Source organism: Lamprobacter sp., assembly GCF_034860625.1.
In the GTDB taxonomy this organism is placed as follows: Bacteria; Pseudomonadota; Gammaproteobacteria; order Chromatiales; family Chromatiaceae; genus Lamprobacter.
The window spans coordinates 1-25472 of the sequence record NZ_JAYESN010000002.1; the positions used below are offsets into that span (position 1 = coordinate 1).

A 25472-nucleotide genomic window follows, 5' to 3' on the forward strand; every position below is an offset into this window, starting at 1 on the left:
ACCAAGGTTCGCCGATAATAGACAACCACGCTTGCGAAAATCGGCCAGAAGCGACACCACTGTTCGAGCGATGAAACGAGGTGGCGAGCCAAATCCCGAGAAGTTGTCACTTCGCATCGTGCTACCCGTGCTCCCTGTGCTACCGGACTGATCAGGCAGGCAATTTAGCCGTGCTACGTCTCCGACCTCTGGAGCTACCGTGCTACCCCATATCGGCCAAATGGCTGAGATTCACGACCACAGCCGACGCATGAACCTTCCCAAAAGGGTCGCCGAGTTCGAGAGCTGGCTTGGCCTGGCGACGGCCTGTCGTGCTGCAGTCGTTCTGTAGTCGTGCAAGCGCAGTACAACACTGATGGTTCCAGCCGCTCGTTGCTCTGTTGTCGTGCTGCAGTCGTTCGCTAGTCGTGCAAGCCACCTCAGCGTTGATCATCGTCAGACCAAAGATCAAGCCGCTGGTCCGGTAGCCGAAGGAATCCACACCACTAACCGGATCAGTTCAGCGCCGCAACTTTGCGCGATGCGCCAGCTTCGGCGGACGCCCACCCCGCGCTGCCGCATCACGGGTCTTCGGCTTTCTAAGCCCTGCCGGATGCGTCCAAGCCCCCCGCAGCGCCACCTCCCAATCCGGCCAATGCCCAAGCGTCGCGGCGAGAACACGCGCGGTCCGATAGTAGTGATAGCGCGATGCCGGACTCAACTCCGTCAGTCCACGCTCCAGCACCCAGTGCAGATGCTTCACGCGCCATTGCTCGGGCCGCTGAATCTGCCAGCGCGCATGAATCAAGGAAGCCAAGCGCTCACCGCGACGGATATGCTGCGCGATGCCACCGGCACTGCCCGGCTGCGCACGTTCGAGCAGGCGCCGAATCGCGCTCATCGGGCGCTGCCGATATAGGCCGCCACCACATCGGTGCGGCCATGGCCGAGTTCGACGGCGATGACTTCCCGGGCAGTGCCATCAGCCTCCCGATCCGCCTCACGCTCGCCGTCTGCAACCACAGGCGCCTGATAGCCGGTCAATGCCTGATAACGCTCGCAAGCATAGGCCGCGCGGGCATCGTGATAACCACGCAGTCCAGCGGCCTTCAGCAGACGACGACCGGCGCGCAGCTCACCTTGGCGCCAACCTTGGTAGGTCTCATCGACGCGCAGCAGGTTCACTGACCCCGGCGGACGCGCAGTTAGTGCCGCGTCGAGCGCTTGACGCCCCCATGCAGTGACGGCCACCCAGCGTGGCAGGGTCCGACCGCCCTTGGTGCCATCGAGGATGTTGATCCTCTGCTGTTGCTCCGCCTCCTTAGCCAGGCGCTCCAGGTTGGCTTTGACGGCCTCCTCTGAGCGCATTCCAAAGGCGCGTGCAAGCCCAAGCACCGCTGCAGCGCGATCCAGTCCTGCATCGCGTAAGGCCGTCTGTGCCGTTGCCACGGCCTCCAGATCCAGCGCTGCCGGTATCTCGGTTCGGACCGCCGAGCGTGCGGCACCGGCCAGTTCACGCGGCGAGACCGAGTCCCAATGGCCTTCGCGCGCATAGCTCAGGATCACATTGATGGTACTAAGACGGTTCTGAATCGTCGACACCGCTCTACCCTGCCCCTTGATGACCTCGGCGTAGCGGCCCACCAGCTCCGGTGTCACCTGGCGCAGATCGCGCACACCGGCTTCGGCCTTGGCCCAGGTGGCAAAGCAGCGCCAGCGCTCGGCATGACTGGCGACACTGGCGAAGTGTCCACCGCCGAAGCGGGCCTGCAGGATCTGCTTGCCGGCATAGGCCAGATCCCGGCCCCAGCCTTGGTTGCGGGCCTGATGGCCGCCTTGATCTCTCATGTTCTCAGATGCTCCTCTTGAGGTTCCGCCTCTGGATGGACAAAACCGAACCCAACAAAATCAGATAGAAACGCGTCAGTTGACCGGCCTCGACACACCGCTGGCGGGACCCCGGGGCGAGCGCTGTCGCGCGCGGCACCCGATGATCTTGGTCGGTTCCGGTCGTCCCCAGGGTCCCGCCCTTGCGGTGTTCAGTGTTAACAGCGTTTGCGCCCGCTGCCGGCGTGGGGACTGGCGCCTGACGCAGCGCCGTTGCGGCTCCTACCATCCGGAGCGGGGATTCGGTTTGTCAGCACCGCATCCGCTGGACCCTTTCGGGCGGCGGGGGATGCGGCCGCGATGGACGCTCGCGGCGAGGTGCTGACGATTGGCGCGGTGGCGCGTGGAGAAAGGAATGGTCGTTGCCCTTGCGGTGGATCATGCCTGCCAGGGTGCCGCCCTGGTGTCCGGGATGGACGCCTGATCCTGCTCGCAGTGGGTTTTGACGTGGGTTTTGAGGTCGCTTCGATGTTGCCAAAGGCTGATGGCTCAAGGTCTGGAAGCCCATTCGCTTGACCCGTCTCTGTGTCTGGGCGGGGAACCTGATGAGGTCGGAGATGCCGCGGTGGAGCGGAAAACGAGACGCAGAAACGTCTCATCGGGTGTCCGTTGGACAGGGAGACCATCAGAACAGATGGGCACAGGGCAGCGCCGCCTGCGGCGAACAGACGTGGGGAGGTCTAGGCGCCAGGTGTCGCGTCGGTGGCGGACACGGAGGCGTTGCGGGTCAGGATAAGCTCGAATCGAACCCTGACCAGAAGGCCAATTAGCCTTGGATCGACGTGGGTGACTCCGAGGGAGTCTTCTGCACGAGGCAGCGAGTGGCTACGTTGATGGCGAGCGACCAGCGGCTTGACCCTGCCGCACGGGTATAGGTGAAACGCTAGCACCGAGGATGCCCGGAGCGCAAGCATTTCGATCATGGTCAAGTACCTAGCGCGAAAAGAGCGGCCAAAATCGGTGTCTTTCGTTGCGGCCATGCGCGGATGACGGGCGTATCGTTGGGTGATGATTCTGCCAACGCCTCAACACCCAGAGAACCCTGCGATGTCTGATCCGTTACCCGCCTTTGCCCTCGACCTGTACGACCGGGTGAGCAGGAGATCGCGTCCCCGTTGGTGCAGCTCGTCGATCAGCTACAGGATCATGAGCGATCAGCTGTTGGTGTCCTTACCCTTCTTGCTGAAGGATCTGTTCAGGCGGTCGTTTCCTAGCGCCCTGTGGGGTCAGGAGGTTCGCTGCTGGATCGTTCCATTGGAGCAGGCGGAACGACTGAATGCGTGGATCAGGCTCGTCGAGCGCTCAGGCCTGATCGAGGAGATTCGGGCCATCGAACGACGCTTGCCCGAGGCTCAGGAGGCCCAAGCGCTGAGCGCTGAACTCGAGCAGCTCCGGGACGAGATCCGTGACTCGCTTGAGCAGACGATCAAGAAAGACCAGCGTCTGTACGTGAAGCACTTGAAGGCGGAGATGACGATGCTGAAGCGCAACTTCGCGCAGCTGCGCAGGAGCGCATCAAGCGCAGGATGAGCGACCCATTCCGGATCGTCCGGATCGATCAGTAGCGAGCGATTCTTACGCGGGCGCGTATGCATCATCAGCGGAAGAGCGCTGATCTCAGCGGTCATCGCTCCTATGGTCCATCGTCTGGTAGCCCATGCTGCGATAGCCCTGCATCCGTTTGTCGAGCATCTTCGCCAACATCGGCACTTGGCGGTCGACATAGTCGATCACGCGGACCTCGGTCTTCGCCTCATGGCGCCGGTGCAGGCGACCGACGTATTGGACCAGGGTCCCTTTCCAGGAGAACGGCATCGCCAAGAACAGGGTATCCAGACGCGTATCGTCAAACCCCTCGCCGATGAACTTGCCGATGGCGAGCACTAACCTTGGCTCACTTGCGGGGATCGACGCGAGTCGCGCGACGGCAGCCTGACGTTCCTTGGTCTTCATCCCGCCCTGCAGCACGATGAGGTGCTTTGCCACGCCCGTCAGCTGTTCGGCGAGGCGGGCCAGATGGTCTCGGCGTTCGGTCAAGACGATCGGTGAGCGCCCGTCACTCAACGCCTGCGTGACGTCATGCAGAATCATCTGGTTGCGTGCATCGTCCGCAGCGAGTTGACGGTAGATCTCCTGGATGCCGATGTCTCCGTCCGTGTCGGCGAGCCGGAAGTCGGTCTCACGCAAGACCAGCCGGTGCGCAAAGGGTCGGGCTGCAGCCTGGTGCTTGGCGTCGATGGCAAAGCGAACCGGGCCGAGCTGGAGTGTCAGGATCGGATGGTGCCCATCGCGTCGCTGCGGCGTTGCGGTCAGCCCGATGACAAAGCGGGCCTTGACCTCGCGCATCACCCGCTCGAAGGAAACGGCCGGCACATGGTGACATTCATCAACGATGACCTGGCCGTAGCGGGCGACGAGATCGTCGACGCGCTCCTTGCTGACTAGGCTCTGGATCATCGCGACATCCAACTGGCCATTCGGCTTGCGCTTCCCGCCTCCCACTTGTCCAATTTCACTGGGCGCCAGACCGAGGAACACCGCAAGCTGCGCGACCCACTGCTCGAGGAGTTGGGTGCGATGCACCAGAATGAGGGTACTTCGTCGTCGTCTCGCCAGCAGGTTGACGCCAATGACGGTCTTGCCCGATCCGGGCGGTGCGATCAGCACGCCGATGTCATGGGCGGCCATGGTCTCAGCCGCTTGCGCTTGGAGCGCGGTTAACTCCCCTTGAAAGGCAACCTCGAGCGCTGTTCCATCGGTACGCTGATCGTCGACGATGAGTTCGACAGGGTGCTCACTGAGCAACGCTTGCAGCGCATCCAGACAGCCACGCGGCAGGCCTAGATGCGCTGGATGTTCTTCCGCGCAGCTGATGATGCGCGGTGTGAGCGCTGTCGATAGGCGCATCGCCTGCTTCTTGTAGAAATCAGGATTCTGAAAGGCCGCGAGGCGTTTGATCTGGTTGATGAGCACAGACGGCAGACCAGCAGTCTCGACGAACAGGAGCTGAGAGGAGACGGCGCGAATGTGCGGCGGGAGCTTCTCAGTGATGTCTAACCAAGGTGCTCGGTGAGACGGTGGCCGCTGCCAAGGAACCGTCGCCTGCTCATCATCGCCCAACCCACCCTGGCGAACACCGATGATGTGTCCGCTCTCTGTGGCCTTTTGGACGAGGGCGTCGACCTGATCAGGACACAGGCGAGGAATCGAGGCCAGAAAGCGCCACTGATCTGGATAAGGCGTTCCCTGCTCGTCGATGAAGACGCTGTGCCCTTGCTGCCGGGGCTCGTGCTGAAAGGGCAGCGCGATAAGATTCCCGAACCCACCTTTGGGCAGGGTGTCTTGGTTTGGAAACAGGCGATCGTACGAGGCCATCGGCAGCTCATGGCGCCGCGCCATGGTTTCAGTGAGCAGGAAGCAGCCGAGTTTTCGGGCTGTCGTCGCAGGTAAGGGAGCACTGAAGAAGACCCAGAGGTGGGCGCCATTGCCGGAGCGCGAGCGCTCGATCGCGGAGGGCACCGCGTGGTTCCGGCAGGTCTCGGCAACGGCGGCAACGTCGTTCTGCCAGCCGGCCTTGTCGAAATCGATCGCAAGAAAGCGACAGGTTTCATCGGCAAGCATCGGGTAGACCCCGATGACATGACGCCCTTGCAGATGATCGCGGACGACCTGTTTAGTGACTGGCAGGAACGCCTGATGTTGGCAGTCGCCGCATTTCACCTTGGGCTTGCTGTCGAGCTTGGCGCAGAGGCCGCGAGCCCACTCGTTGCCGCACGCCGGTGAGTAGCCTTTGCGTCCCTTGCTCGCGTTGATCCAGAGCTTGGGGTAGACATCGCGGCGGCCCTGGAAGCGATCCATGAACAGGGCGATCTTCTCGTCAGGGGTCGTTGGGACTGGATACTGCGGGATGGATGCAGGCGCTTGCCGATCTGCTCGATCCTGAACCGAGGTCTCCGCCAATAGCTGTTGACGAAGCTCGGTGAGATGGCGAGACACGCGATCCCGCTCGCGCTCGAGTTCCGACAGTCGCGCTTCCGTGCGGGCGATCTCGTCTTCGAGGGTCTTTCGGTGACGACGGATCATGAGCGCGATGGTTCAGCGACGGGTTACAGGATGCTAACGCTTTTCGTGCGTGCTCCCGTCGTTTTCCGACTCGACGTCAGAGGGACTAATGGGACTGGGTGCAGCAGTCGATGTCGACCTGGGAAGTGATTTGGTCCAATCAGGGCCATCCTCTTCCAAGGAGACGCGGGGTGGAAGCCAACGCACTAACGGCTACAGAACGGCTACCAGATAGGCAGCAGCCAGAAACGGCTACCGGTGAACTCTGGTTAAGTTATTGTTTTATATGGAGCTGGCGGACGGATTCGAACCGACGACCTGCTGATTACAAATCAGCTGCTCTGCCAACTGAGCTACGCCAGCAATGCTCGGGTACGCAAACCTGGCGGTTTGCGGGTGGAAGTTTAGATTGGCATCTATTTCGGTTGAGAGTTTAAGCGAGACGCGCCTTTCGCTCAATGTGCAGGCGCTGGTTATTGCCATTCTGCGCTCTTGGATTCTGCTGTATAGGACAGGCTCTGCCGGACCAAGCGCGGAACCAACACGGCTGCATCATGCGAAGCGGGCAAGCCCAAGCAGGACGAGGTCGGGTTGTAGGTAGGCTTCTCGGCGCAGCAAGGGTAGAAGCCGGTTTGCGTCGCCGCCGGTGATGATCAGGCGCGGAACCTTGCCTGTTTCTTGTTGGAGCCTGTTGCCTAGGCGTTCGGCAAGTGCAGCTGGGGCTTGGAGGCTGGCGGCTGAGATCGCTGGACCGGTGTCTAGGCCCCAGGGGTCGTGATGATCTTGGGCCTGATGCGGGGGCAGTCGGGTTCCTTGCAACAGACTCTCGCGCAACAGGGTGATGCCCGGCATGATCTGACCACCTCGGTGGCGGCCATTGGCGAGCAGTGCATCGAACGTGATTGCCGTACCCGCATCGATGATCAGGGTTGCACAACCCTCATCGGGTCTCCGTGGCGGCTCCAAACCAGCATCTGCTGTGTCCATCGCTGTTGGGCTTGAATCAGGCTTGGCTTGCATCAGGTCGGGCCGCTGAGTCAGCCAATGGGCCCCGATCAGCGCGAGAAAACGATCGACGCCGAGCCGCGCCGGCTCCTGATAAGCAATCTGAACCCCCCAGGCTTCGGCTTGGGTCTCGATACGGTCCAGAGGACACTGCCAATAGGCAGATGCTGCGGAACTGACTGCCTCAACCACGGACGCCGGGCCAACGCTGGCAACCAGCACCGCCTCGACAAACTCGAGTTGCTCCCAGCTGGCCAGTACATCGATGGGCAGTGCAGCAGAGTGTCGTGCTGCCGTCATCGGCCCTGGCGCATGGGCATGGGCTTCAAGCGGCGCCCACTTCAGGCTGGTGTTGCCGATCTCGACCAGCAGTTTCATGTGGCGCTACCGTTACCAGCAGCTCCAGCTCCAGCCACCAAAATGAGTAACAATGCACGACCTTGGGCGATATCTAAACTCATTGGTGTCGAGCGCTGAGACTGGCGTTCTTTAACTGGTGCGCTTCAGCAAGCCATTCACGGAATCGGTTGGCATCGCCGATCGGGGTGAGCTTGCCCTGGGCGTTGAGGAAGATGGCGTAGACGCGTCGATCTTCGATCACTGCCTGCATCACCAGGCAGCGCCCTGCTTCGTTGAGGTAGCCGGTCTTCGACAGCTCCACCGTCCAACGCGCATCGCGGGTGAGCGGGTTGGTGTTGCGATACTGCAGCGGACCCTGTCCAGCATGCGGGCTAATGTGGACCTCGCCGGTGGAGGTGATCTCACGGATCAAGGGGTAGCCTGCGGCGGCATTGAGCAGACGCACGAGATCTTCGGCTGTCGACTGGTTGCCACCATCAAGGCCGCTTGCGTCCGCGAAGCGGGTGTCAAGCATCGAGAGAGCACGCGCCTTCTCGTTCATCGCTTCGACAAAGGCTGGGGTACCTCCGGCGAAGGTGGTTCGCCCAAGGGCCGCAGCAGCCCGGTTATCAGAAGACATCAGTGCCGTGCGTAAGAGGTCTAAGCGCGACAACTTGGCCTCGTCGATGCGCAGCCGCGAACGACTCCAGCGCAGCCGATCACGATCGGCCTCGGTGATGGTGATACGGTCCTCCAGCGGAACCTCGGCATCGATGACCACCATGGCTGTCATCAGCTTGGTGATTGAGGCGATCGGCCGAACCTCGGTTGGATTGCGCTCGAAGAGCCGATTGCCCTCGTGATCAATGATCAACACGGCGCCAGAATGGATCTCGGGGCCGGCCGCTTGCGCGCTGAGCGCAACCAGCAGCAATGCCAATGCAGCCAGCCTAAACCAGCTCAAGCAACGAGAAGGCATCTGAGGACACTTCCGTAGGTATCGGTTTCAAAAAGCAGTCTGCAACAAATTATGGCACATTTCTGCACCTTTTCATGTTGCGTTTCTGGCACACAGGCACACCAGGCTTGCTGTCTAGCCACTGCCAGACAAAGGCATGGGATCAGAGGCCGAACGCAAAAAAGCCCCGCCGAAGCGGGGCTTATTTGGAGTGCCAATGCAGCACAGCCTAGCGATAACCAATAGACTGCAGCCTCTAGGCTCTCACCCGGCTTGGGCTTACATCATACCCATGTCGCCCATGCCGCCCATGCCACCGCCACCCGGCATCGCCGGCTCGTCCTTCGGCTCCTCGGCGACCATGGCCTCGGTGGTGATCATCAGCGCAGCGATCGACGCGGCGTTCTGCAGCGCGGTACGGGTGACCTTGGTTGGGTCTAGGATACCCATGTCGACCAGGTCGCCGTACTCGCCGGTTGCAGCGTTGTAGCCGTAGTTCCCTTCGCCCTCGGCAACCTTGTTCAGCACCACCGAGGCTTCGTCACCGGCATTCATGACGATCTGACGCAGCGGCTCTTCCATCGCACGCAGGGCGATCTTGATACCGGCATCCTGGTCGTGATTAATCCCTGTCAGACCGCGGATCTTGTTCAGCGTGCGGACCAGCGCAACGCCACCACCGGCGACGATACCTTCCTCGACAGCTGCACGGGTCGCATGCAGTGCGTCCTCGACACGCGCCTTCTTCTCCTTCATCTCGACTTCGGTCGCGGCGCCAACCTTGATCACCGCCACGCCACCAGCCAGCTTGGCCAAACGCTCTTGCAGCTTCTCGCGGTCGTAGTCGGAGGTGGTCTCCTCGACCTGGGCGCGGATCTGGTCGCAACGGCCCTTGATCTCGGAGTCGGAGCCGGCGCCATCGATAATGGTGGTCTCATCCTTGCTGATCTGCACGCGCTTGGCGGAGCCGAGCTCGTTCAGGGTCGCCTTCTCGAGCGACAGGCCGACCTCTTCAGCGATCACGGTACCACCAGTAAGGATGGCGATGTCTTGCAGCATGGCCTTGCGGCGATCGCCGAAGCCTGGAGCCTTAACCGCGCAGACCTTGATGATGCCACGGATGCTATTGACGACCAGGGTGGCCAGGGCCTCACCCTCGATGTCCTCGGCGACGATCATCAGCGGACGACCGGCCTTGGCAACCGCTTCGAGCACGGGCAGCAGATCACGGATATTGGAGATCTTCTTGTCGTGCAGCAGGATGTAGGGATCTTCCAGCTCAGCGGTCTGGCTCTGCTGGTTGTTGATGAAGTACGGCGACAGGTAGCCGCGGTCGAACTGCATGCCCTCGACGACGTCGAGCTCGTTATGCAGTGACTTGCCTTCTTCAACGGTGATGACGCCTTCCTTACCCACCTTCTCCATCGCCTCAGCGATGATCTCGCCGATCGAGTCGTCAGAGTTGGCGGAGATGGTGCCAACCTGGGCGATCTCCTTGTTGTTCGAGCAGGGCTTGGACAGCTCTTTCAACTGGCCAACGGCTGCTTCAACCGCCTTATCGATACCGCGCTTCAGGTCCATCGGGTTCATGCCAGCGGCGACCGCCTTCATGCCCTCGCGAACCATCGCCTGCGCCAGCACGGTGGCGGTGGTGGTGCCGTCGCCCGCGATATCGCTGGTCTGCGAGGCGACTTCCTTGAGCATCTGCGCGCCCATGTTCTCGAACTTGTCGGAAAGCTCGATCTCCTTCGCAACGCTGACGCCATCTTTGGTGACAGTCGGGGCGCCGAAGGATTTCTCCAGCACCACGTTGCGGCCCTTGGGGCCCAGGGTGACCTTGACAGCATTGGCTAGGATGTTCACACCCTCGACCATACGGTTACGGGCATCTAGGCCGAACTTGACTTCTTTTGCGCTCATCGCGTTGTTTCCTCAATCAAATCTGTGTGGTGTCGAACGCTATCGAATACGCATCGTTTGCGATGCGGGTGGAGATGCGGATAGAGATGCGGATGTGGCAAGCTTGCCGCTCAGCCCTCGACGACGCCCATGACGTCTTCTTCGCGCATCACTAGCAACTCCTCACCGTCGAGCTTGACCTCGGTGCCGGAGTACTTGCCGAACAAGACCTTGTCGCCGACCTTCACGTCGAGGCCGCGGGTGTCGCCGTTATCCATGATCTTGCCATTGCCGACAGCGATGACCTCGCCTTGGATCGGCTTCTCAGCCGCCGAATCAGGGATCACGATACCACCAGCGGAGGTACGCTCTTCTTCCATGCGACGGACCACGATGCGGTCATGCAAGGGACGAATCTTCATGAGTGGAAGTCCTCAGGGTCGTTAGTTGACGATAGGGATGGTGAACCGGGACGGGCTCTGCCCGACGCCGGCGTCGAACTGTTGGTGCTGCCCACAACCGACCATCGCGGTCGGGTGTTAGCACTCATCTCGAGCGAGTGCTAATAATAGGCAGCATCTGCCCTGTGTCAAGGGGCAGTTGTACTTTTTGCGCAAACAGAAACCTCGGCCTCATCCGGTGCCCATGCCAACCTGTGCCTGTGCCTGTGCCAGCACAGCGCCTCAGATCGCATCGCTTGGGATGCGAACAGGCCCTTAGTCGTCGCGGCGCCATTCGCCCTCGATCGTGCGCTGGCTCGAGCGCTCCTCGCGAACGATGACCTCGCCTTGGACTGGCACCAGATCAACATAGCGACGGATCAACGCATGGCGAACCGGCGGCACCAGCAGTAAGAAGCCGACCGCATCGGTGATGAACCCAGGCAACATCAGGGCAAAGCCGCAGAGTAAGAGTACGGCACCATCAAGAAGCGCTAACGCCGGCGTCTCGCCGCGATCCAACATTGCGCGCACCCGCATCAGTACGGTCAAGCCCTGCCGACGCACCAGGTAGCCGCCCATGACCGCGGTCAGAATCGACAGCAGAATAGTCGGTAGCGCACCGATCACGGAGCCAACCTGGATCAGGAAGTACAACTCGATCAGCGGTGCAAAAATGAACAGAAGAAGGAAAATCCACATTGATCAGGTCTCGCTAGTCAGGCGCCTGGCATCACTCGGCCGACGCAATGACCCGGACGTTTGTCCGGATTTGCCCGATTCAAACACCGCAGCCCCGAGGCTCGGTTTCCGTTAGGCTATGCGCATCATCCTATGCGCCTCATCCGCCGCCCTTAAAACCGCAGCCCTTCAATCATATTCAATGCCACCCGATGGGAACTCAAACGCCCCCTGAAGCGGTCTACTTGACCTTCTGCACCTGCCCCGATACACAGACGGCTCAGTCGCTCGCGCAGAGCCTGGTTTCCGAGCGGTTGGCCGCCTGTGTCAACCTGGTACCCGGCCTAGTCTCGGTGTATCGCTGGCAGGCTAAGATCGAGACTGACACCGAGGTGCTACTGATCATCAAGACGACAGAACGCCAAGTCGCCGCGCTTGCAGCACGCATCGAGACGCTGCATCCCTACGAGGTCCCCGAGGTGATCAGTCATCCCATTACCACCGGCAACAAGCACTATCTCGACTGGGTCCGCCAATGCACTGCGAACAACGATTGATCGATCCCACTCCTGACTGGCGGCAGCGCGCCCGCAACCAAGCCGTCGAGCAGCGGGAGAACACCCCAAGCCACCCGGCATATCTCCGCGCCGCGTTTGGCCTCATCGGGCTGCTGCTCCTGAGTCTTGGCCTGGCACTGTCAACAGGAGCTGTAGCCGAGGACGAGTTTCTACAGCCCGATCAAGCCTTCCGGATCGGCGGTAGGGCACAGGGTCCAGACGCGGTGACCCTGAGCTGGGATATCGAGGCAGGCTACTATCTGTACGCCACCAAGTTCCGATTCGAGAGCAAAACGCCAGGGTTCGTGCTTGGTCAGGCCAAGCTACCGCCCGCGGAGACCAAGACGGATCAGTTTTTCGGCGAGGTCGAGATCTATCGAGATCGGGTCGAGGCAAGGCTACCGGTTTCCCGCGCCGACGATGCAGGCGATGTGGTGCGGATCGAGGCCCAATCACAGGGCTGCGCCGACGCGGGGTTATGCTATCCGCCGCAGCGCCAGAGCATCCTGCTCGAGCTACCACGTCTCGCCGCCGTTGAGCCATCGACAGCAGCCCCAATGGGGCTGACGGACGATGGTCATGAATCCTCAGAGGCATTAGCCAGCAACAGCACAGGCGCGCGCTTGACCGCGCTGCCAGCGCAAGCGCTCGGTTTCGGCTTTGATGATGACATCCTCTCAGCCGAGGAGGCGTTCCAGCTCGAGGCCATGGTCGAGGATGCGCAAACGCTAGCGTTGCGTTGGCGGGTTGCGCCCGAGACCTATCTCTATCAGCAAGAGATCAAACTCTCGCTCGAGGATGCTGAGGGCGTCCAGATCGGCACCTACGAGCTGCCCGAGGCCGAGATCAAGCCTGAAACGGTGCGCCCGGATGGAACCATCGGCGACATCGCGATCTATCAGGGCGAGGTCGATCTGAGGGTGCCTTTACTGCGCGGCAGCGCCGAGGCGACCAGCGTGACCTTGGTGGCACGATATCAAGGCTGTGCCGAGCGTGGTATTTGTTATCCACCGGTCACTGATCGGTTGACGCTCGATCTTCCGCCTGCCGAGACCACTGTGGCGCTGACCGAGCCAGCAACTGCAGCGCCTGCCCGCGCTTCCCCATCCGCTGGAGAGGCGGGCGAATCAGCGCCACCAGAGCGCATTTCGGAACAGGACCAGATCGCCGCACGCCTCGCCAATACCGGCATCTTTGGTGCCTTGGCGATCTTCTTCGTACTCGGGCTGCTGCTCGCGTTCACGCCCTGTGTCTTTCCGATGATCCCGATCCTCTCCGGTATCATTGCCGGTCAGGGCGACCAGATCACCACCCGCAAGGCCTTCTTCCTCTCGCTTGCCTATGTCCTCGCGATGGCGCTCACCTATGCCATCGTCGGCGTTATTGCCGGCCTGTTTGGTGCCAACCTGCAGGCAACGTTCCAAAACCCCTGGGTTCTTGCCTCCTTTGCCGCGATCTTCGTGGCGCTCTCGCTGTCGATGTTTGGCTTCTACGACTTACAGCTGCCGAGCAGCGTTCAGACCAAGCTCACCCAGCTCAGTAACAAGCAGCAAGGTGGCACGCTCACTGGCGCCGCCATCATGGGCGCCCTCTCCGCACTGATCGTTGGCCCCTGTGTTGCCCCACCCTTGATGGGCGCGCTGATCTTCATCGGCAAGACCGGTGATGCGGTGCTCGGCTTCTTCGCCCTGCTCGGCCTCGGTCTTGGCATGGGCGCGCCCTTGCTCGCGATCGGCACCTCGGCAGGCAAGTTGTTGCCGCGTGCTGGCGCTTGGATGGATGCGGTCAAAGCGGTATTCGGTGTACTGCTACTCGCAGTCGCAGTGCTCCTGGTCGAGCGCGTGATCCCAGTAGCCTTCGCGATGGCACTCTGGGGCCTGTTGTTGATCAGCGCTGGCGTCTACCTAGGCGCCCTCACCCAGCAAGGCGCCGAGGCCAGTGGCTGGTCGAAGCTGTGGAAGTCACTCGGCATCGCCTTGCTGGTCTATGGCGTGCTGATGCTGGTCGGCGTTGCTGCCGGCGGCAAGGACAGCCTTCAGCCACTGCGTGGCTTGGCGCCAGCCGCCGGCGGAGCCGGGACGGTGTCCGCGCATCCAGCGTTCCAACGTATTAAAACTGTGGCTGATCTCGACCAGGCGGTGGCCGAGGCCAGCGCCAGCGGCAAGCCAGTGATGTTGGACTTTTATGCAGACTGGTGTGTGTCCTGCAAAGAGATGGAGCGCTATACCTTCCCAGACCCCGCGGTGCAACAGGCCATGCAAGGCTTTGTACTCCTCCAAGCAGACGTGACCGCGAACGATGCCGAGGATAAGGCGCTGATGCAGGAACGCTTCGGTCTTCCTGGGCCACCAGCCATGATGTTCTTCGACAGCAGCGGGCAAGAGCAGCGCGGCTGGCGTCTGGTCGGATTTGTTCCCGCCAAGGAGTTTGCGGCTCATCTCAACGAGTTCCCTCAGTGAATGCCGCTAAGGTACTCGCCGTCACGGTGCTGGCAGGGTCGGTCAGCATCGGCCTGGCCCTTTTCGGCGAACGCTGGTTCGAGATTGCTGACCAGGAGACGGAGTCGCGTCGGCGAAGCCCTCAGCAGGGCCTACTGGACAGCCTCCCCGACTTGCGTCTGCCCACCCTTGATGGCCGTGAGCTGAGCAGTCATCACTGGGCTGGCAAGGTGGTGGTGCTGAACTTCTGGGCCACCTGGTGTGCGCCCTGCCTGCGCGAAATCCCGTTGCTCGACGCCTGGCAGCAGACTTATGGACATCAGGGGCTGCAGGTGGTCGGCATCGCGATTGACCGCCCGGATGAGGTCGCCGCCTTCCTTGAGGACAATGTCCTCAACTATCCCATCCTGATTGGCAAGCGCGACAGCGTCGAGCTCGCGCGCGCGCTCGGCAACCGCACCGGCGGCCTGCCGTTCACGGTTGGCTTTGATCCGCTGGGTCGGCGCATCTTCAGCCATACCGGCGAACTCGACGCTCGCGTGCTCGAAACCGAGGTGGGACCGCGGCTGCTAGGCGTCAACTAACCCAGGGGTCGGCCCAACAGGGGTCGGCTAAACAAGCTTTAACCGGTCGGCAACGGCGTCGATAAAGCGGTGTTCGCTACTCGATGTGCAACGACGGCTTTGTAAAATGCCGCCGAATACCTTACCCTGTGCGCATTCGGTCTGAGCGTACGCAATAGGCTTTTTTTTCGACGGTTCGCAGCCATTGGCCGCGATTTCGACACCTGCCATGGCTAAGATCCTCTGCTTAAACGGCCCAAACCTGAACCTGCTTGGCACCCGGGAGCCGGGTCAATACGGGCGTGAGACGCTGGCGAGCATCGGCAACAGCCTCCGCGCCAACGCCGAGGCCGCTGGACACGAGCTGCAGATAGTACAAAGCAACGCCGAGCACAGCCTGATTGAGGCCATTCATCAAGCCGGCACGGACGGGGTCGGCTTTATTCTGTTCAATCCTGCGGCCTTCACCCACAGCAGCATTGCCTTACGAGACGCACTGCTCGCCGTTGGCATCCCGTTCATCGAAGTACACCTGTCGAATGTGCATAAACGCGAACCGTTCCGAGCCCACTCCTATTTTTCCGATATCGCCGCTGGCGTGATCACTGGGCTGGGCGCTCAGGGCTATCGCCTGGCCTTAACCGCGGCGCTGCACCGGCTCGGTGGCTCAGCCTAGGCTGGCGATTGCCTGACCGCAGGCAACCAACGCCGCCGAAAGCACCGCATCTCTCACAACAAGCATTAATCCACGGCGAGAAGATCAACTGTCATGGACATCCGCAAGGTCAAAAAGCTGATCGAATTGCTCGATGAGTCGAACGTCGCAGAGATCGAGATTCACGAAGGTGAAGAATCTGTGCGCATCAGTCGCCATGGCAGCGGGGCCCCCCAGTTCATGATGCAGGCACCTCCTGCCGCCGCGAGCCCGGTAGCAGCAGGCGCAGTGCCAGCCTCCGCGCCCCGCGCCCCGGAGATTGACGATGCCTGCCTCGCGCGCTCACCGATGGTCGGCACCTTCTACCGATCACCCTCACCTGGTGCAAAGTCGTTCGTCGAGGAGGGTCAAGAGGTGAAGGTCGGGGATATTCTCTGCATCATCGAGGCGATGAAGATCCTGAATCAGATCGAGTCGGAGCGTGCTGGCGTGATCAAAAAGATCATGGTCGAGAATGGCCAGCCCGTTGAGTACAACCAACCGCTGTTCGTGATCGAATGATCGAGAAGATCCTTATCGCCAATCGCGGCGAGATCGCGCTGCGCATCCAGCGCGCCTGTCGCGAGCTGGGCATCAAAACTGTCGCTGTCCATTCCGAGGCCGACCGTGAGCTGAAGCATGTGCTGTTGGCCGATGAGTCGGTCTGCATCGGCCCGGCCCAGTCGCGCGACAGCTACCTGCATATCCCGGCGATCATCAGCGCCGCCGAGGTCACCGATACCGTCGCTATTCATCCTGGCTACGGCTTCCTGTCGGAGAACGCGGATTTCGCCGAGCGTGTCGAGCGCTCCGGGTTCGTCTTCATCGGCCCGAGACCGGACACCATTCGGCTGATGGGCGACAAGGTTTCGGCGATCCGCGCCATGAAGCAGGCTGGCGTGCCTTGCGTACCCGGCTCCGATGGCCCGATCGATGACGACGCCAAGCACACGCTGCAATTGGCGCGCGAGATCGGCTATCCGGTCATCATCAAGGCCGCTGGCGGCGGCGGCGGGCGCGGCATGCGCGTGGTGCACTCGGATGCTACGCTACTGAATGCGATCTCGCTGACCAAGGCCGAGGCCGGCGCCGCCTTTGGCAACGACGTGGTCTACATGGAGAAGTACCTGGAGAACCCACGCCATGTGGAGTTCCAGGTGCTGGCCGACAGTTTTGGCAACGCCATCCATCTTTGCGAGCGCGACTGCTCCATGCAGCGCCGGCATCAAAAGGTCATTGAAGAGGCGCCGGCGCCAGGCATCACGCCCGAGCAACGGCAGCGGATTGGTGAGCGTTGCGCCGAGGCCTGCAGCACGATCGGCTATCGTGGACTCGGCACCTTCGAGTTCTTATACCAAGACGATGAATTTTATTTCATCGAGATGAATACCCGAGTGCAGGTGGAGCACCCGGTCACCGAGATGATCACGGGCGTGGATGTGATCAAGGAGCAGATCCTCGTCGCCAGCGGCGAGCGACTGCGGTATCAGCAGAGCGATATCGTTCCGCGTGGCCACGCCATCGAGTGCCGACTGAATGCCGAACATCCAGAGACCTTCATGCCAAGCCCGGGCCCGATTGAGGAGTTCCATGCCCCAGGCGGCCCAGGCGTGCGCATCGATACCCACATCTATGCCGGCTATGTGGTGCCGCCCTACTACGACTCGATGATCGGCAAGCTAATCGCCCACGGAGAGGATCGCAAGTCGGCACTGGCACGGATGAACAATGCGCTGCGCGAGACCATCATCCAAGGCATCAACACCAACATCCCGCTGCATCGGCAGTTGCTCAAGGACGCGGCCTTCCAGCAGGGCGGCATCAATATCCATTATCTCGAAAAGAAGCTCGGTCTCTGACCGCGGCACCGGCTGCCCTTGCCATGGCCTGGATCGAGCTCAAGCTGCTGGCGGATCGCGAGCTGGCGCCACTAATGGAGGCCGCGCTGGAGAACGCCGGGGCATTGGCAGTGACCCTCGATGAGGGTGACGACGGGTGCACTGATGCTGGCTCTGTGGCTCAACAGCAGGTGCTCGAGCCCGCCCCCGGCGAGACGCCGCTTTGGTGCCAGTTGCGCATCACCGCCCTATTCGACGCCAGCCCAGAAGGCAGCGCGCAGGCCGAAGCGGCCGCACGAATGCTCGCAGCACAGGCGCTCGCCCCACCGAGCCTGCATCGACTCCAAGACCAAGTCTGGGAGCGGCTCTGGCTCGATGGGCTGCAGCCGCAGCGTTTTGGTCACCGACTCTGGGTCTGTCCGCGCGGCCAGGTTGTTACGGCAGCCGATGCAGTGGTGATCGATCTCGACCCTGGGCTCGCGTTCGGAACTGGCCATCATGCCACCACGGCGCTCTGCCTTGAATGGCTGGATCGCTCAGCCATTACCGGTCGCACACTGATCGATTTTGGCTGTGGCTCGGGCATCCTCGCCATCGCCGCATTGAAGCTCGGCGCAGCGCGGGCACTGGCCATTGATCATGATCCGCAGGCGCTGGAGGCAACCCTTGAAAACGCGCGGGTGAACGGCGTTGCCGACCGCATCGCGACCGACGCGCCGGAGCGGATGCCGAGGGAGGCGGCCGATCTGCTCGTGGCCAACATCCTCGCTGGCCCCTTAGTCGCGTTAGCGCCGACGCTGAGCCCGCTCATCCAGCCAGGTGGGCTGCTCGCGTTGTCAGGCATCTTGCAGCATCAGGCCGAGACTGTCAGTGAGGCCTATCGCACCGAATTTGCCCTCGACCCCCCGCTTGTGCGCGAGGATTGGGTCTTGATCAGCGGCCGACGTCGGACCAAACCCTAGCGCATCGACCCAGCAGCGATAGCAGGTCCGCTGCTCACTGCCACGTCCGCAAGCGCACGGCGCAACGCGCGACCTGGCCGCTTGCGCGAGCCAGCAATGCAGCCGTCCAAGCTGCTCAGTGTCTCCATCAGGCTGATCGCCTACGGCAACCCGCGATGCCTGAAGATGCTGATGCACGGCTTCTCAGCGCTGAAAACGGCGATAGGATGGAACATCATGCACGCTGCTGACCCCTCTGCTGTCAATGCCAGCAAGCTCTTGCAGCCGTTGCAAATCGGCTCCGTCAGCATCCCGAATCGGTTGATCCTGGCACCCATGGCCGGCGTTACTGATCAACCCTTTCGCGGCCTCTGCCAAAGGCTGGGTGCCGGCCTCACGATCTCTGAGATGCTATCTGCCAACCCGGCACTGCGCGACACGCGCAAGAGCCGTGAGCGCAGCGACCACCGCGGCGAACCTGGCCCTATGGCCGTGCAAATCGCCGGCGCCGATCCGCGGCAGATGGCCGAAGCCGCGCGCCATAACGCCGACCGCGGCGCCGAGCTCATCGATATCAACCTGGGCTGTCCGGCGAAGAAGGTCTGCAAGGCAGCAGCCGGATCAGCGCTGTTGCGCGATGAGGTCTTGGTTGGGCGCATCCTCGAGGCCGTTGTCAGCGCGGTCGATGTGCCGGTGACGCTGAAAACGCGCACCGGCTGGTCCCCTGAGACACGAAACCTGGCGCGAATCGCACGCATTGCGCAGGCAAGCGGGATTCAGCTCCTCAGCGTCCATGGCCGCACACGCGCCTGCGGCTATCGGGGCGAGGCAGAATTCGATAGCCTTGCCAGCCTCCGCGATCAGTGCCCCGATTTGCTGTTGGTGGCGAATGGCGACATCGATGGGGCGACGAAGGCGATCGAGGTGCTGAACAGGACTGACGCCGATGCTATTATGATTGGGCGCGCCGCACTGGGTCGGCCATGGATCTTTGGCAGCATCGCAACCGAACTTCAGAGGCTTGCTGTTCCGGAGCAATCGGCCAATGCCGAGCTCCCAACCCCGATCTCCGAGGTGCCAAGGGCACCCTCGCTGGCGTGGATTGGGACTCTCTTGCTGGAGCACCTGGACCGACTCTACCGTTTCTACGGTGAACAACGCGGTGTGTTGATCGCACGCAAGCATATCGGCTGGTATCTGGATCACTTGGGCGGCACCTCTGTTTCGTGCGCCGAGTTCGAACGTCTGCGTCACCGTTTGATGGCAACAACAGCGGCGGCGGCCCAGTGCGCTCTGCTAAGCGAGCATTTCGCCGAACGTCGCTTGTCGGAAGCGTTTGCTCAGGCGGCCCACTCAACCGATGCCAAGTCGACCCCGGATCGCTGGCGCGCGCTATCAACCGGAACGGTCGGCAAGGGGTCAATTGATGAATGACATGCACAGCTTTGCGGTGCCAGACGCTCTGGATGATGCGCAGAACCACAGTCAGCCGCTGCGAGAATGCGTACTGAACGCCTTGCGTAGCTACCTCTGCAGCATGGGCGACCATGATATCCAGGGGCTCTACCGACTGGTGATGGACGAGGTTGAGCAGCCGTTGTTCGAGGCTGTGCTCGAGCACACCAAGGGCAACCAGTCCGCCGCGGCAGCGATCTTGGGCATCAGCCGTGGCACCCTGCGCAAGAAGCTCAAGCAATGCACCGACTAGGCTTGGCAGCGCAGGTGCGCGCCGGGCGCGAATCGCACCTGGAGAAATCAGAATGAAACCAATCAAGCGGGCGCTGATCAGCGTCTCTGACAAGACAGGGGTCGCCACCTTTGCCGCTGCATTGAGTCAGCGCGGCGTCGAGATCCTCTCCACCGGCGGCACGGCGCGGCTGCTCACCGAGCAAGACGTGCCGGTGATCGAGGTCGCCGAGTACACCGGTTTTCCGGAGATGATGGACGGGCGCGTGAAGACGCTGCATCCGCGCATCCATGGCGGTATCCTCGGGCGGCGCGGTGAAGATGACCAGGTGATGCGCGAGAATGAGATCCGCCCGATTGATCTCGTGGTGGTCAACCTCTATCCGTTCGAGGACACCGTTGCACGTCCTGACTGCGACCTGGCGACCGCGATCGAAAACATCGACATCGGCGGCCCGACGCTGATCCGCGCCGCGGCTAAGAATCATCGCGATGTGACCGTGGTGTGCGATCCAGCCGATTACGATCGGGTGATCGCCACGATGGAGGCGAATGGCGGCGCGGTGGATGATCAGACCCGCTTCGATCTAGCCGTGCGCGCCTTTGAGCACACGGCGCATTACGACGGCGCGATCGCGAACTATTTGGGCGCCATCATCGAGCATCCAGAGGGCAAGCCGAAAGGTCTGCCGCGCACCTTCAACATGCAGTTTCGTAAGCGCCAGACGATGCGCTACGGCGAGAATCCGCACCAGACCGCCGCCTTCTATGTCGGCCGTGGCGGCTGCGAGGCAAGCCTGGCCACCAGCGAGCAGTTGCAGGGTAAGGAGCTGAGCTACAACAATATCGCCGATACTGACGCCGCACTCGAATGTGTCAAGCAGTTCAGCGAGGTACCGGCCTGCGTGATCGTCAAGCATGCCAATCCTTGCGGTGTCGCCGTCGGTGAAACCCTGCTCGGCGCCTATGAGCGCGCCTTCAGCACCGACCCGGAATCGGCCTTTGGCGGCATCATCGCCTTTAATGAGCGGCTCGATGGCGCAACCGCCACGGCCATTGTCGAGCGCCAGTTCGTCGAGGTGATCATTGCACCCGAGGTTAGCCCCGAGGCCATGGAGGCAGTCGCGACGAAGAAGAATGTGCGGTTGTTGCGCTGCGGCCCCTGGCCGGTGGAGCGCCAGCCCTATCGTGATTTCAAACGCGTGCGCGGCGGCCTCTTGGTGCAAGGCGCCGATCTCGATCTGACGGCAACGCTCAACTGCGTGACCCAACGCGAGCCGAGCGAGGCCGAGCGCGCGGATCTGCTGTTCGCTTGGCGCGTGGCGAAATTCGTCAAGTCGAACGCCATCGTCTATGCGCGCGATGGCATGACCATCGGCGTTGGCGCCGGTCAGATGAGCCGCGTAAATTCAGCCCGCATTGCCAGCATCAAGGCCGAGCAGGCCGGACTCGAGGTCGCTGGAGCCGTGCTGGCCTCGGATGCCTTCTTCCCGTTTCGCGATGGACTCGATCAGGCCGCAGCAGCCGGTATTCGCGCGGTGATCCAACCTGGAGGCTCAATGCGCGACGATGAGGTCATCGCAGCGGCTGACGAGCACGGCATCGCCATGCTCTTCACCGGCATGCGGCATTTCCGGCACTAGGCCGCAGGCACTAGGCCACAAGCACTCGTCCCAGCAGTACTCCTAGAGACAAAGTCCAATCCATGGCGGTGCATCCAAGCGCGATCATCGAAGACGGCGCCGAGGTCCATCCGAGCGCCGAGATCGGCCCCTGGTCGCTGATCGAGGCCGGCGCCGTCGTGGGCGCCGAGTGCCGCATCGAGAGCTGTGTGCGCATCTACACCGACACCCGACTCGGCCCGCGCAACCGGGTCTGCCATGGCGCCACGCTCGGCAGCGAGCCGCAGGATCTGGGCTTCACCTCAGAGCGTGGCCGACCGCTCATTATTGGCAGCGATAACTGCTTCCGTGAGTGCGTGAACATCAGCCGCGGGATCAAGAGCGAAGCCGGTACGCGCATCGGCAACCGCAACTATTTCATGGCCTACAGTCACGCCGGACACGACTGCCTGGTTGGCGATGACAATATCTTCGCCAATACCGCAACCCTCGCCGGCCATGTCGAGTTGGCGCATCATTGCTTCATCTCCGGACAGGTAGCGGTGCATCAGTTCGCGCGCATCGGTGCCTACAGTATGATCGGCGGACTCACTGGCGTGACAAAAGACGTCCCACCCTTTGTGATCGCCAACGGCCAGCGCGCCCTGCTTGTCGGGCTCAACCTGGTGGGGCTGAAACGCAACGGCTTCACGGCTGAACAGCGCACCCTGATCAAGGCCGTTTATCGGCTGATCTTCCGCTCAGGTCGGCGGCTCGCGGAAGGGTTGAGCGAGGCTAAAGATCGTTACCCAAGTCCAGAGACGGATCAGATCGTCGGCTTCATCGAGGCCTCCAAGCGCGGTGTGATCGGCTTTGGCAGAGGTGATAGATCCTGACGAACAAACCGAGCCGCTCGCTGCCGCGAGCGCTCAGACCTCCGTATGACGGACCGAGAACCATGGCCCACGACGAGACAAACGAACGTTATCAGATCGATGTCCAGGCGCTCACGCGCTATCTCCCCGAGCAGTCGGACCCGGTTAGCAGCCGCTATACCTTCGCCTACACCATCACCATCCGCAACAAAGGCGAGGTGCCAGCGAAACTCTTGAACCGGCACTGGATCGTCACCGATGCCAACGGTAAAACGCAGGAGGTACGGGGGGCCGGTGTTGTTGGCGAGCAACCGCATCTGCAGCCTGGCGAGAGTTTCGAGTACTCCAGCGGCACCCAGATCGCGACGCCACTCGGCAGTATGCACGGAAGCTATGACATGATCGCCGATGATGGAACCCGTTTCGACGCCGTGATTCGCCCGTTCTCGCTCGGTGACCGCAGCGGTCTACACTAAGACCATTTGGGAGTCGCATCGCGACTGGCTGACGACTCGACTGGCGGCACAGGCCGACAAACGATTATGGCGACCTACGCGATTGGCGACATCCAGGGCTGCTACGACGAACTGCGCCACCTACTCGATAAGGCCGGCTTCGACCCGACCAAGGATCAGCTCTGGTGTGTCGGCGACCTGGTCAACCGCGGTCCCAATTCGCTCGCCGTACTGCGTTGGATCAAGGGCCTTGGCGAGCGCGCTCTGGTCGTGCTCGGAAATCACGACCTGCACCTGCTAGCGGTTGCCCTCACCGGCGCCCGGCCGAGCAAGAAGGACACCCTGGATGCAATCCTTAAGGCGCCCGATCGCGATGAACTGCTGCACTGGCTGCGCCACCGCCCGCTGCTGCATCACAGCGAGCACAAGGGCTTCACCATGATCCATGCCGGGCTACCGCCACAATGGGATCTCGCCCAAGCCCAGGCCTGTGCGAATGAGCTCGAAGCGGTCCTCCAGGGCCCGGAGCACATCGCCTTCTTCCAGCAGATGTACGCTAATGAGCCTAGACACTGGAGCCCGGCACTGGTCGGCATGGACCGCCTGAGATTCATCACCAACTGCTTCACCCGCTTGCGTTGGTGTACCGCCGAGGGTGAGCTATTGCTGAAAGAAAAAGGTGGTCTCGAACAGCCTGCGCCTGGTGCCCTGCCCTGGTTTCGCGTGCCCGATCGGCGCACATGCGCAGAGCGTATCCTCTTTGGCCACTGGTCAACCATCGGTTTTCTCGCCGAGAACAACTGCTGGGCACTCGACAGCGGCTGCCTCTGGGGTGGGCGACTCAGCGCACTGAGAGTCCGGCGCAAGAAGCCGCTGAAGTTGATCGAGATCGACTGCGCGGGCTATTTGACACCGGGTTGAGGAAGCGCTACTGCACGCTCTAGCGTGACGAATTCAAGATCGTATGGATTAGCCGCATCACGGGAACGGGACTGACGCTTCGTTTCTTGCCACTCCGTTGCCGACCAGGCTGGGAACGCTGTATCACCCGCGATCTCGGCGTCGATCAAGGTCAACAGCAGACGATCGGCCAAGGGCAGGAAGGCTTGGTAGATGCTCGCACCGCCGACGATCATGACCTCCGGCACGGAGCCGACACGCTCCAAGGCACTCTCGGGGGAGCTCGCGGCTTCGGCCTGGGTGAGGGCCGCTCGAAAATCAGGATCAGCGGAAATCACCAGATGCCGCCGTCGCGGCAACAGGCCCGGCAGGGAATCCCAGGTGCGCCGGCCCATAATGATGGGTTTATCCAAGGTCAGGCGCTTGAAGTGCGCAAGATCGGCCGGCAGGTGCCAAGGCATGGCATTGTTCCGGCCGATGACGCGCCCGCGCGCCATCGCCGCGATCAGGGTGATCTCAGGCCGAGACACTGGCGGCGGGGCGCGACACGAGTGAGGGCGCGCTCCATAGCCGCTCCAAGCTGTAGAAGTCGCGGACCTTCGGCAGCATCAGATGCACGACCACGCCGTTAAGGTCGACCAGCGCCCATTCGCCTTCCTGCACACCTTCGGTGCCAAGCGGGGCCTCACCGGCTTCCTTGGCCTTATAGGCAACCGTCTCAGCGATGGCCTTCACATGCCGGTCAGAGGTCCCTGATGCGACGATCATATAATCGGTCACCGCGGTCTTGCCGCGCACATCCATCACGCTGATGTCGCGGGCCTTCATGTCGTTCAAAACCTCGACCACGAGGTCTTTCAAGTGCTCTAGCTGCATTAACAGTCCTCTTAAAGGCGTCCGAGTGCGGGGCGCCGGCGCGCTGAATTGGGTTTGACAACGTCGACCATCTGGCGAGCAACGTCGATCGAATGATCAGGCCTTACAAGGTTGATGAGGCCTGGTCCTGCTGTACAGCATAGCAATCCTGGACACGCGCCATTGCCAAGACGGCATCCGGGAGCAGATAGCGCGGGCTCTTGCCCCGCGCCAGCAGCCGGCGGATGCGGGTTGCCGAGATGTCGAGCTGCGTCACCGTCTGGAAATAGATAAGCCCACCGGCTTGAAGGCGCAAGGCCGCGGGATGATCGGTACGGCGCTGCTCAACCTGCTCGCGGAGCCAAGGATCACGGGCGGTCGGCGCCCCAGGCCGCTGCATCACGACCAGATGCACGAGCTCAAGGATATCCAGCGGCCGATGCCAGTCTGGCAGGCCTTCAAAGGCATCAGCGCCAACCAACAAGCAGAGAGGGGCTTGAGCACTCAACTCTTCGCGAACTGCAACTAGGGTGTCAACCGTGTACGAGGGTCCGCCGCGCTTGAGCTCTCGATCATCCGCAACCAGACAGGGCTCATCGCGGATTGCAGCTTGCAGCATCGCCATGCGCTGCTCCGGCGAGGCCAGGGGTTGCCGCCGATGCACGGCAGCAGCCAGCGGCAGCAACCTCAGCTGCTCAAGATCGAGGTGCTGAACGACATCGAGCGCCACACGCAGATGGCCAAAGTGGATGGGGTCGAAGGTCCCTCCGAACAGACCGATCATCGAGAACCAGAGGGCTGGAAGCCGAACGCAATGAT

Annotated in this window: 26 protein-coding genes and 1 tRNA gene; 14 read left to right on the forward strand and 13 right to left on the reverse strand. The window is 61.8% G+C overall.

Translation table 11 applies throughout. From position 1 onward, the window contains the following. Window positions 1-499: 499 nt before the first annotated feature. Both VBE63_RS00550 and VBE63_RS00555 read right to left on the reverse strand, forming a co-directional pair. Complete coding sequence (locus tag VBE63_RS00550; protein ID WP_323681040.1) at window positions 500-880, reverse strand: hypothetical protein; 381 nt, start codon at window positions 878-880, stop codon at window positions 500-502. After that, a complete protein-coding gene (locus tag VBE63_RS00555; RefSeq protein WP_323681041.1) occupies window positions 877-1827 on the reverse strand; it encodes an integrase domain-containing protein in 951 nt (316 codons plus the stop codon). The genes VBE63_RS00550 and VBE63_RS00555 overlap by 4 nt, the downstream gene beginning before the upstream one ends. Window positions 1828-3012: 1185 nt before the next feature. Between VBE63_RS00555 and VBE63_RS00560 the strand changes: the two genes are divergently transcribed. Continuing rightward, on the forward strand, window positions 3013-3396 hold the full coding sequence (locus VBE63_RS00560; protein WP_323681042.1) for a hypothetical protein: 384 nt from the start codon (window positions 3013-3015) through the stop codon (window positions 3394-3396). Between the two features lie 87 nt (window positions 3397-3483). Here VBE63_RS00560 and VBE63_RS00565 read toward each other — a convergent pair whose 3' ends face one another. The 7 genes from VBE63_RS00565 to VBE63_RS00595 form a co-directional block, all read right to left on the reverse strand. Beyond that, window positions 3484-5949, reverse strand: a complete 2466-nt coding sequence (locus VBE63_RS00565; protein WP_323681043.1) for a TOTE conflict system archaeo-eukaryotic primase domain-containing protein — start codon at window positions 5947-5949, stop codon at window positions 3484-3486. A gap of 266 nt (window positions 5950-6215) precedes the next feature. Beyond that, a tRNA-Thr gene (locus VBE63_RS00570) sits at window positions 6216-6291 on the reverse strand. 189 nt (window positions 6292-6480) lie between these two features. Beyond that, on the reverse strand, window positions 6481-7311 hold the full coding sequence (locus tag VBE63_RS00575) for a type III pantothenate kinase (RefSeq protein ID WP_323681044.1): 831 nt from the start codon (window positions 7309-7311) through the stop codon (window positions 6481-6483). 79 nt (window positions 7312-7390) lie between these two features. After that, a complete protein-coding gene (locus tag VBE63_RS00580) occupies window positions 7391-8251 on the reverse strand; it encodes a serine hydrolase (protein WP_323681045.1) in 861 nt (286 codons plus the stop codon). Window positions 8252-8509: 258 nt separating this feature from the next. Further along, entirely contained in the window at window positions 8510-10150 is a 1641-nt protein-coding gene (groL, locus tag VBE63_RS00585) for a chaperonin GroEL (RefSeq protein ID WP_323681046.1), read from the reverse strand. 110 nt (window positions 10151-10260) lie between these two features. After that, window positions 10261-10551, reverse strand: a complete 291-nt coding sequence (gene groES / locus VBE63_RS00590; RefSeq protein WP_200242840.1) for a co-chaperone GroES — start codon at window positions 10549-10551, stop codon at window positions 10261-10263. A 294-nt stretch (window positions 10552-10845) separates the two neighbouring features. Further along, the gene (locus VBE63_RS00595; RefSeq protein WP_323681047.1) at window positions 10846-11271 is read right to left on the reverse strand and encodes an FxsA family protein; all 426 of its coding nucleotides are present in this window, start codon (window positions 11269-11271) and stop codon (window positions 10846-10848) included. 191 nt (window positions 11272-11462) lie between these two features. Here VBE63_RS00595 and cutA point away from each other — a divergent pair, with 191 nt between their 5' ends. The 3 genes from cutA to VBE63_RS00610 are packed head-to-tail and all read left to right on the forward strand — an operon-like array spanning window position 11463 to window position 14829. Further along, the gene (cutA, locus tag VBE63_RS00600) at window positions 11463-11807 is read left to right on the forward strand and encodes a divalent-cation tolerance protein CutA (RefSeq protein ID WP_323681048.1); all 345 of its coding nucleotides are present in this window, start codon (window positions 11463-11465) and stop codon (window positions 11805-11807) included. Beyond that, entirely contained in the window at window positions 11804-14266 is a 2463-nt protein-coding gene (gene dsbD / locus VBE63_RS00605; RefSeq protein ID WP_416274485.1) for a protein-disulfide reductase DsbD, read from the forward strand. Before cutA ends, dsbD begins: the two co-directional genes overlap by 4 nt. Continuing rightward, window positions 14263-14829 carry a TlpA disulfide reductase family protein gene (locus VBE63_RS00610; RefSeq protein WP_323681049.1) on the forward strand — a complete coding sequence of 189 codons (567 nt, stop codon included), beginning with the start codon at window positions 14263-14265 and terminating at the stop codon, window positions 14827-14829. The genes dsbD and VBE63_RS00610 overlap by 4 nt, the downstream gene beginning before the upstream one ends. 27 nt (window positions 14830-14856) lie before the next feature. Here VBE63_RS00610 and VBE63_RS00615 read toward each other — a convergent pair whose 3' ends face one another. Further along, window positions 14857-15039 (reverse strand): hypothetical protein, encoded by a 183-nt coding sequence (locus VBE63_RS00615; protein ID WP_323681050.1) that lies wholly within the window; start codon window positions 15037-15039, stop codon window positions 14857-14859. Here VBE63_RS00615 and aroQ point away from each other — a divergent pair. The 10 genes from aroQ to VBE63_RS00665 all read left to right on the forward strand — a co-directional run bounded on the left by aroQ (window position 15038) and on the right by VBE63_RS00665 (window position 23819). Next, a complete protein-coding gene (gene aroQ / locus VBE63_RS00620; protein WP_323681051.1) occupies window positions 15038-15484 on the forward strand; it encodes a type II 3-dehydroquinate dehydratase in 447 nt (148 codons plus the stop codon). The two genes, VBE63_RS00615 and aroQ, sit on opposite strands and share 2 nt — an antisense overlap. A 93-nt stretch (window positions 15485-15577) precedes the next feature. Then, the gene (accB, locus tag VBE63_RS00625) at window positions 15578-16024 is read left to right on the forward strand and encodes an acetyl-CoA carboxylase biotin carboxyl carrier protein (RefSeq protein ID WP_323681052.1); all 447 of its coding nucleotides are present in this window, start codon (window positions 15578-15580) and stop codon (window positions 16022-16024) included. Next, a complete protein-coding gene (gene accC / locus VBE63_RS00630; RefSeq protein ID WP_323681053.1) occupies window positions 16021-17361 on the forward strand; it encodes an acetyl-CoA carboxylase biotin carboxylase subunit in 1341 nt (446 codons plus the stop codon). Before accB ends, accC begins: the two co-directional genes overlap by 4 nt. A gap of 23 nt (window positions 17362-17384) precedes the next feature. After that, window positions 17385-18302: a 50S ribosomal protein L11 methyltransferase gene (prmA, locus tag VBE63_RS00635; protein WP_323681054.1), complete on the forward strand. Its 918-nt coding sequence runs from the start codon at window positions 17385-17387 to the stop codon at window positions 18300-18302. 258 nt (window positions 18303-18560) lie between these two features. Further along, entirely contained in the window at window positions 18561-19715 is a 1155-nt protein-coding gene (gene dusB / locus VBE63_RS00640) for a tRNA dihydrouridine synthase DusB (RefSeq protein ID WP_416274489.1), read from the forward strand. Then, window positions 19708-19989 carry a helix-turn-helix domain-containing protein gene (locus tag VBE63_RS00645; RefSeq protein WP_323681056.1) on the forward strand — a complete coding sequence of 94 codons (282 nt, stop codon included), beginning with the start codon at window positions 19708-19710 and terminating at the stop codon, window positions 19987-19989. The genes dusB and VBE63_RS00645 overlap by 8 nt, the downstream gene beginning before the upstream one ends. 52 nt (window positions 19990-20041) lie before the next feature. Further along, window positions 20042-21610 (forward strand): bifunctional phosphoribosylaminoimidazolecarboxamide formyltransferase/IMP cyclohydrolase, encoded by a 1569-nt coding sequence (gene purH, locus VBE63_RS00650; protein WP_323681057.1) that lies wholly within the window; start codon window positions 20042-20044, stop codon window positions 21608-21610. Between the two features lie 62 nt (window positions 21611-21672). After that, window positions 21673-22464, forward strand: coding sequence for an acyl-ACP--UDP-N-acetylglucosamine O-acyltransferase (gene lpxA / locus VBE63_RS00655; RefSeq protein WP_323681058.1), 792 nt, complete (start codon window positions 21673-21675; stop codon window positions 22462-22464). 62 nt (window positions 22465-22526) lie between these two features. Continuing rightward, window positions 22527-22919, forward strand: coding sequence for a Co2+/Mg2+ efflux protein ApaG (apaG, locus tag VBE63_RS00660; protein WP_323681059.1), 393 nt, complete (start codon window positions 22527-22529; stop codon window positions 22917-22919). Between the two features lie 66 nt (window positions 22920-22985). Next, entirely contained in the window at window positions 22986-23819 is an 834-nt protein-coding gene (locus tag VBE63_RS00665; RefSeq protein ID WP_323681060.1) for a symmetrical bis(5'-nucleosyl)-tetraphosphatase, read from the forward strand. On the opposite strand, the gene VBE63_RS00670 is transcribed toward VBE63_RS00665, so the two are convergent. The 3 genes from VBE63_RS00670 to nadD form a co-directional block, all read right to left on the reverse strand. After that, window positions 23801-24328, reverse strand: a complete 528-nt coding sequence (locus VBE63_RS00670; protein WP_323681061.1) for a dihydrofolate reductase — start codon at window positions 24326-24328, stop codon at window positions 23801-23803. The genes VBE63_RS00665 and VBE63_RS00670 overlap by 19 nt on opposite strands. Further along, on the reverse strand, window positions 24315-24674 hold the full coding sequence (rsfS, locus tag VBE63_RS00675) for a ribosome silencing factor (RefSeq protein ID WP_323681062.1): 360 nt from the start codon (window positions 24672-24674) through the stop codon (window positions 24315-24317). The genes VBE63_RS00670 and rsfS overlap by 14 nt, the downstream gene beginning before the upstream one ends. 103 nt (window positions 24675-24777) lie before the next feature. Continuing rightward, window positions 24778-25437: a nicotinate-nucleotide adenylyltransferase gene (nadD, locus tag VBE63_RS00680; RefSeq protein ID WP_323681063.1), complete on the reverse strand. Its 660-nt coding sequence runs from the start codon at window positions 25435-25437 to the stop codon at window positions 24778-24780. Window positions 25438-25472: the final 35 nt, after the last annotated feature.

What these genes read in the sequence shown, in the direction of transcription:
- apaG (WP_323681059.1), top strand. Translation starts at nt 22,527, where the DNA reads ATGGCCCACGACGAGACAAACGAACGTTATCAGATCGATGTCCAGGCG.
- VBE63_RS00550 (WP_323681040.1), bottom strand. Translation starts at nt 880, where the DNA reads ATGAGCGCGATTCGGCGCCTGCTCGAACGTGCGCAGCCGGGCAGTGCC.
- VBE63_RS00665 (WP_323681060.1), top strand. Translation starts at nt 22,986, where the DNA reads ATGGCGACCTACGCGATTGGCGACATCCAGGGCTGCTACGACGAACTG.
- VBE63_RS00555 (WP_323681041.1), bottom strand. Translation starts at nt 1,827, where the DNA reads ATGAGAGATCAAGGCGGCCATCAGGCCCGCAACCAAGGCTGGGGCCGG.
- VBE63_RS00565 (WP_323681043.1), bottom strand. Translation starts at nt 5,949, where the DNA reads ATGATCCGTCGTCACCGAAAGACCCTCGAAGACGAGATCGCCCGCACG.
- groES (WP_200242840.1), bottom strand. Translation starts at nt 10,551, where the DNA reads ATGAAGATTCGTCCCTTGCATGACCGCATCGTGGTCCGTCGCATGGAA.
- purH (WP_323681057.1), top strand. Translation starts at nt 20,042, where the DNA reads ATGAAACCAATCAAGCGGGCGCTGATCAGCGTCTCTGACAAGACAGGG.
- accC (WP_323681053.1), top strand. Translation starts at nt 16,021, where the DNA reads ATGATCGAGAAGATCCTTATCGCCAATCGCGGCGAGATCGCGCTGCGC.
- rsfS (WP_323681062.1), bottom strand. Translation starts at nt 24,674, where the DNA reads ATGCAGCTAGAGCACTTGAAAGACCTCGTGGTCGAGGTTTTGAACGAC.
- nadD (WP_323681063.1), bottom strand. Translation starts at nt 25,437, where the DNA reads ATGATCGGTCTGTTCGGAGGGACCTTCGACCCCATCCACTTTGGCCAT.
- groL (WP_323681046.1), bottom strand. Translation starts at nt 10,150, where the DNA reads ATGAGCGCAAAAGAAGTCAAGTTCGGCCTAGATGCCCGTAACCGTATG.
- VBE63_RS00575 (WP_323681044.1), bottom strand. Translation starts at nt 7,311, where the DNA reads ATGAAACTGCTGGTCGAGATCGGCAACACCAGCCTGAAGTGGGCGCCG.
- VBE63_RS00615 (WP_323681050.1), bottom strand. Translation starts at nt 15,039, where the DNA reads ATGGCAGGTGTCGAAATCGCGGCCAATGGCTGCGAACCGTCGAAAAAA.
- aroQ (WP_323681051.1), top strand. Translation starts at nt 15,038, where the DNA reads ATGGCTAAGATCCTCTGCTTAAACGGCCCAAACCTGAACCTGCTTGGC.
- VBE63_RS00595 (WP_323681047.1), bottom strand. Translation starts at nt 11,271, where the DNA reads ATGTGGATTTTCCTTCTTCTGTTCATTTTTGCACCGCTGATCGAGTTG.
- VBE63_RS00580 (WP_323681045.1), bottom strand. Translation starts at nt 8,251, where the DNA reads ATGCCTTCTCGTTGCTTGAGCTGGTTTAGGCTGGCTGCATTGGCATTG.
- VBE63_RS00560 (WP_323681042.1), top strand. Translation starts at nt 3,013, where the DNA reads ATGAGCGATCAGCTGTTGGTGTCCTTACCCTTCTTGCTGAAGGATCTG.
- VBE63_RS00645 (WP_323681056.1), top strand. Translation starts at nt 19,708, where the DNA reads ATGAATGACATGCACAGCTTTGCGGTGCCAGACGCTCTGGATGATGCG.
- prmA (WP_323681054.1), top strand. Translation starts at nt 17,385, where the DNA reads ATGGCCTGGATCGAGCTCAAGCTGCTGGCGGATCGCGAGCTGGCGCCA.
- cutA (WP_323681048.1), top strand. Translation starts at nt 11,463, where the DNA reads ATGGGAACTCAAACGCCCCCTGAAGCGGTCTACTTGACCTTCTGCACC.
- accB (WP_323681052.1), top strand. Translation starts at nt 15,578, where the DNA reads ATGGACATCCGCAAGGTCAAAAAGCTGATCGAATTGCTCGATGAGTCG.
- lpxA (WP_323681058.1), top strand. Translation starts at nt 21,673, where the DNA reads ATGGCGGTGCATCCAAGCGCGATCATCGAAGACGGCGCCGAGGTCCAT.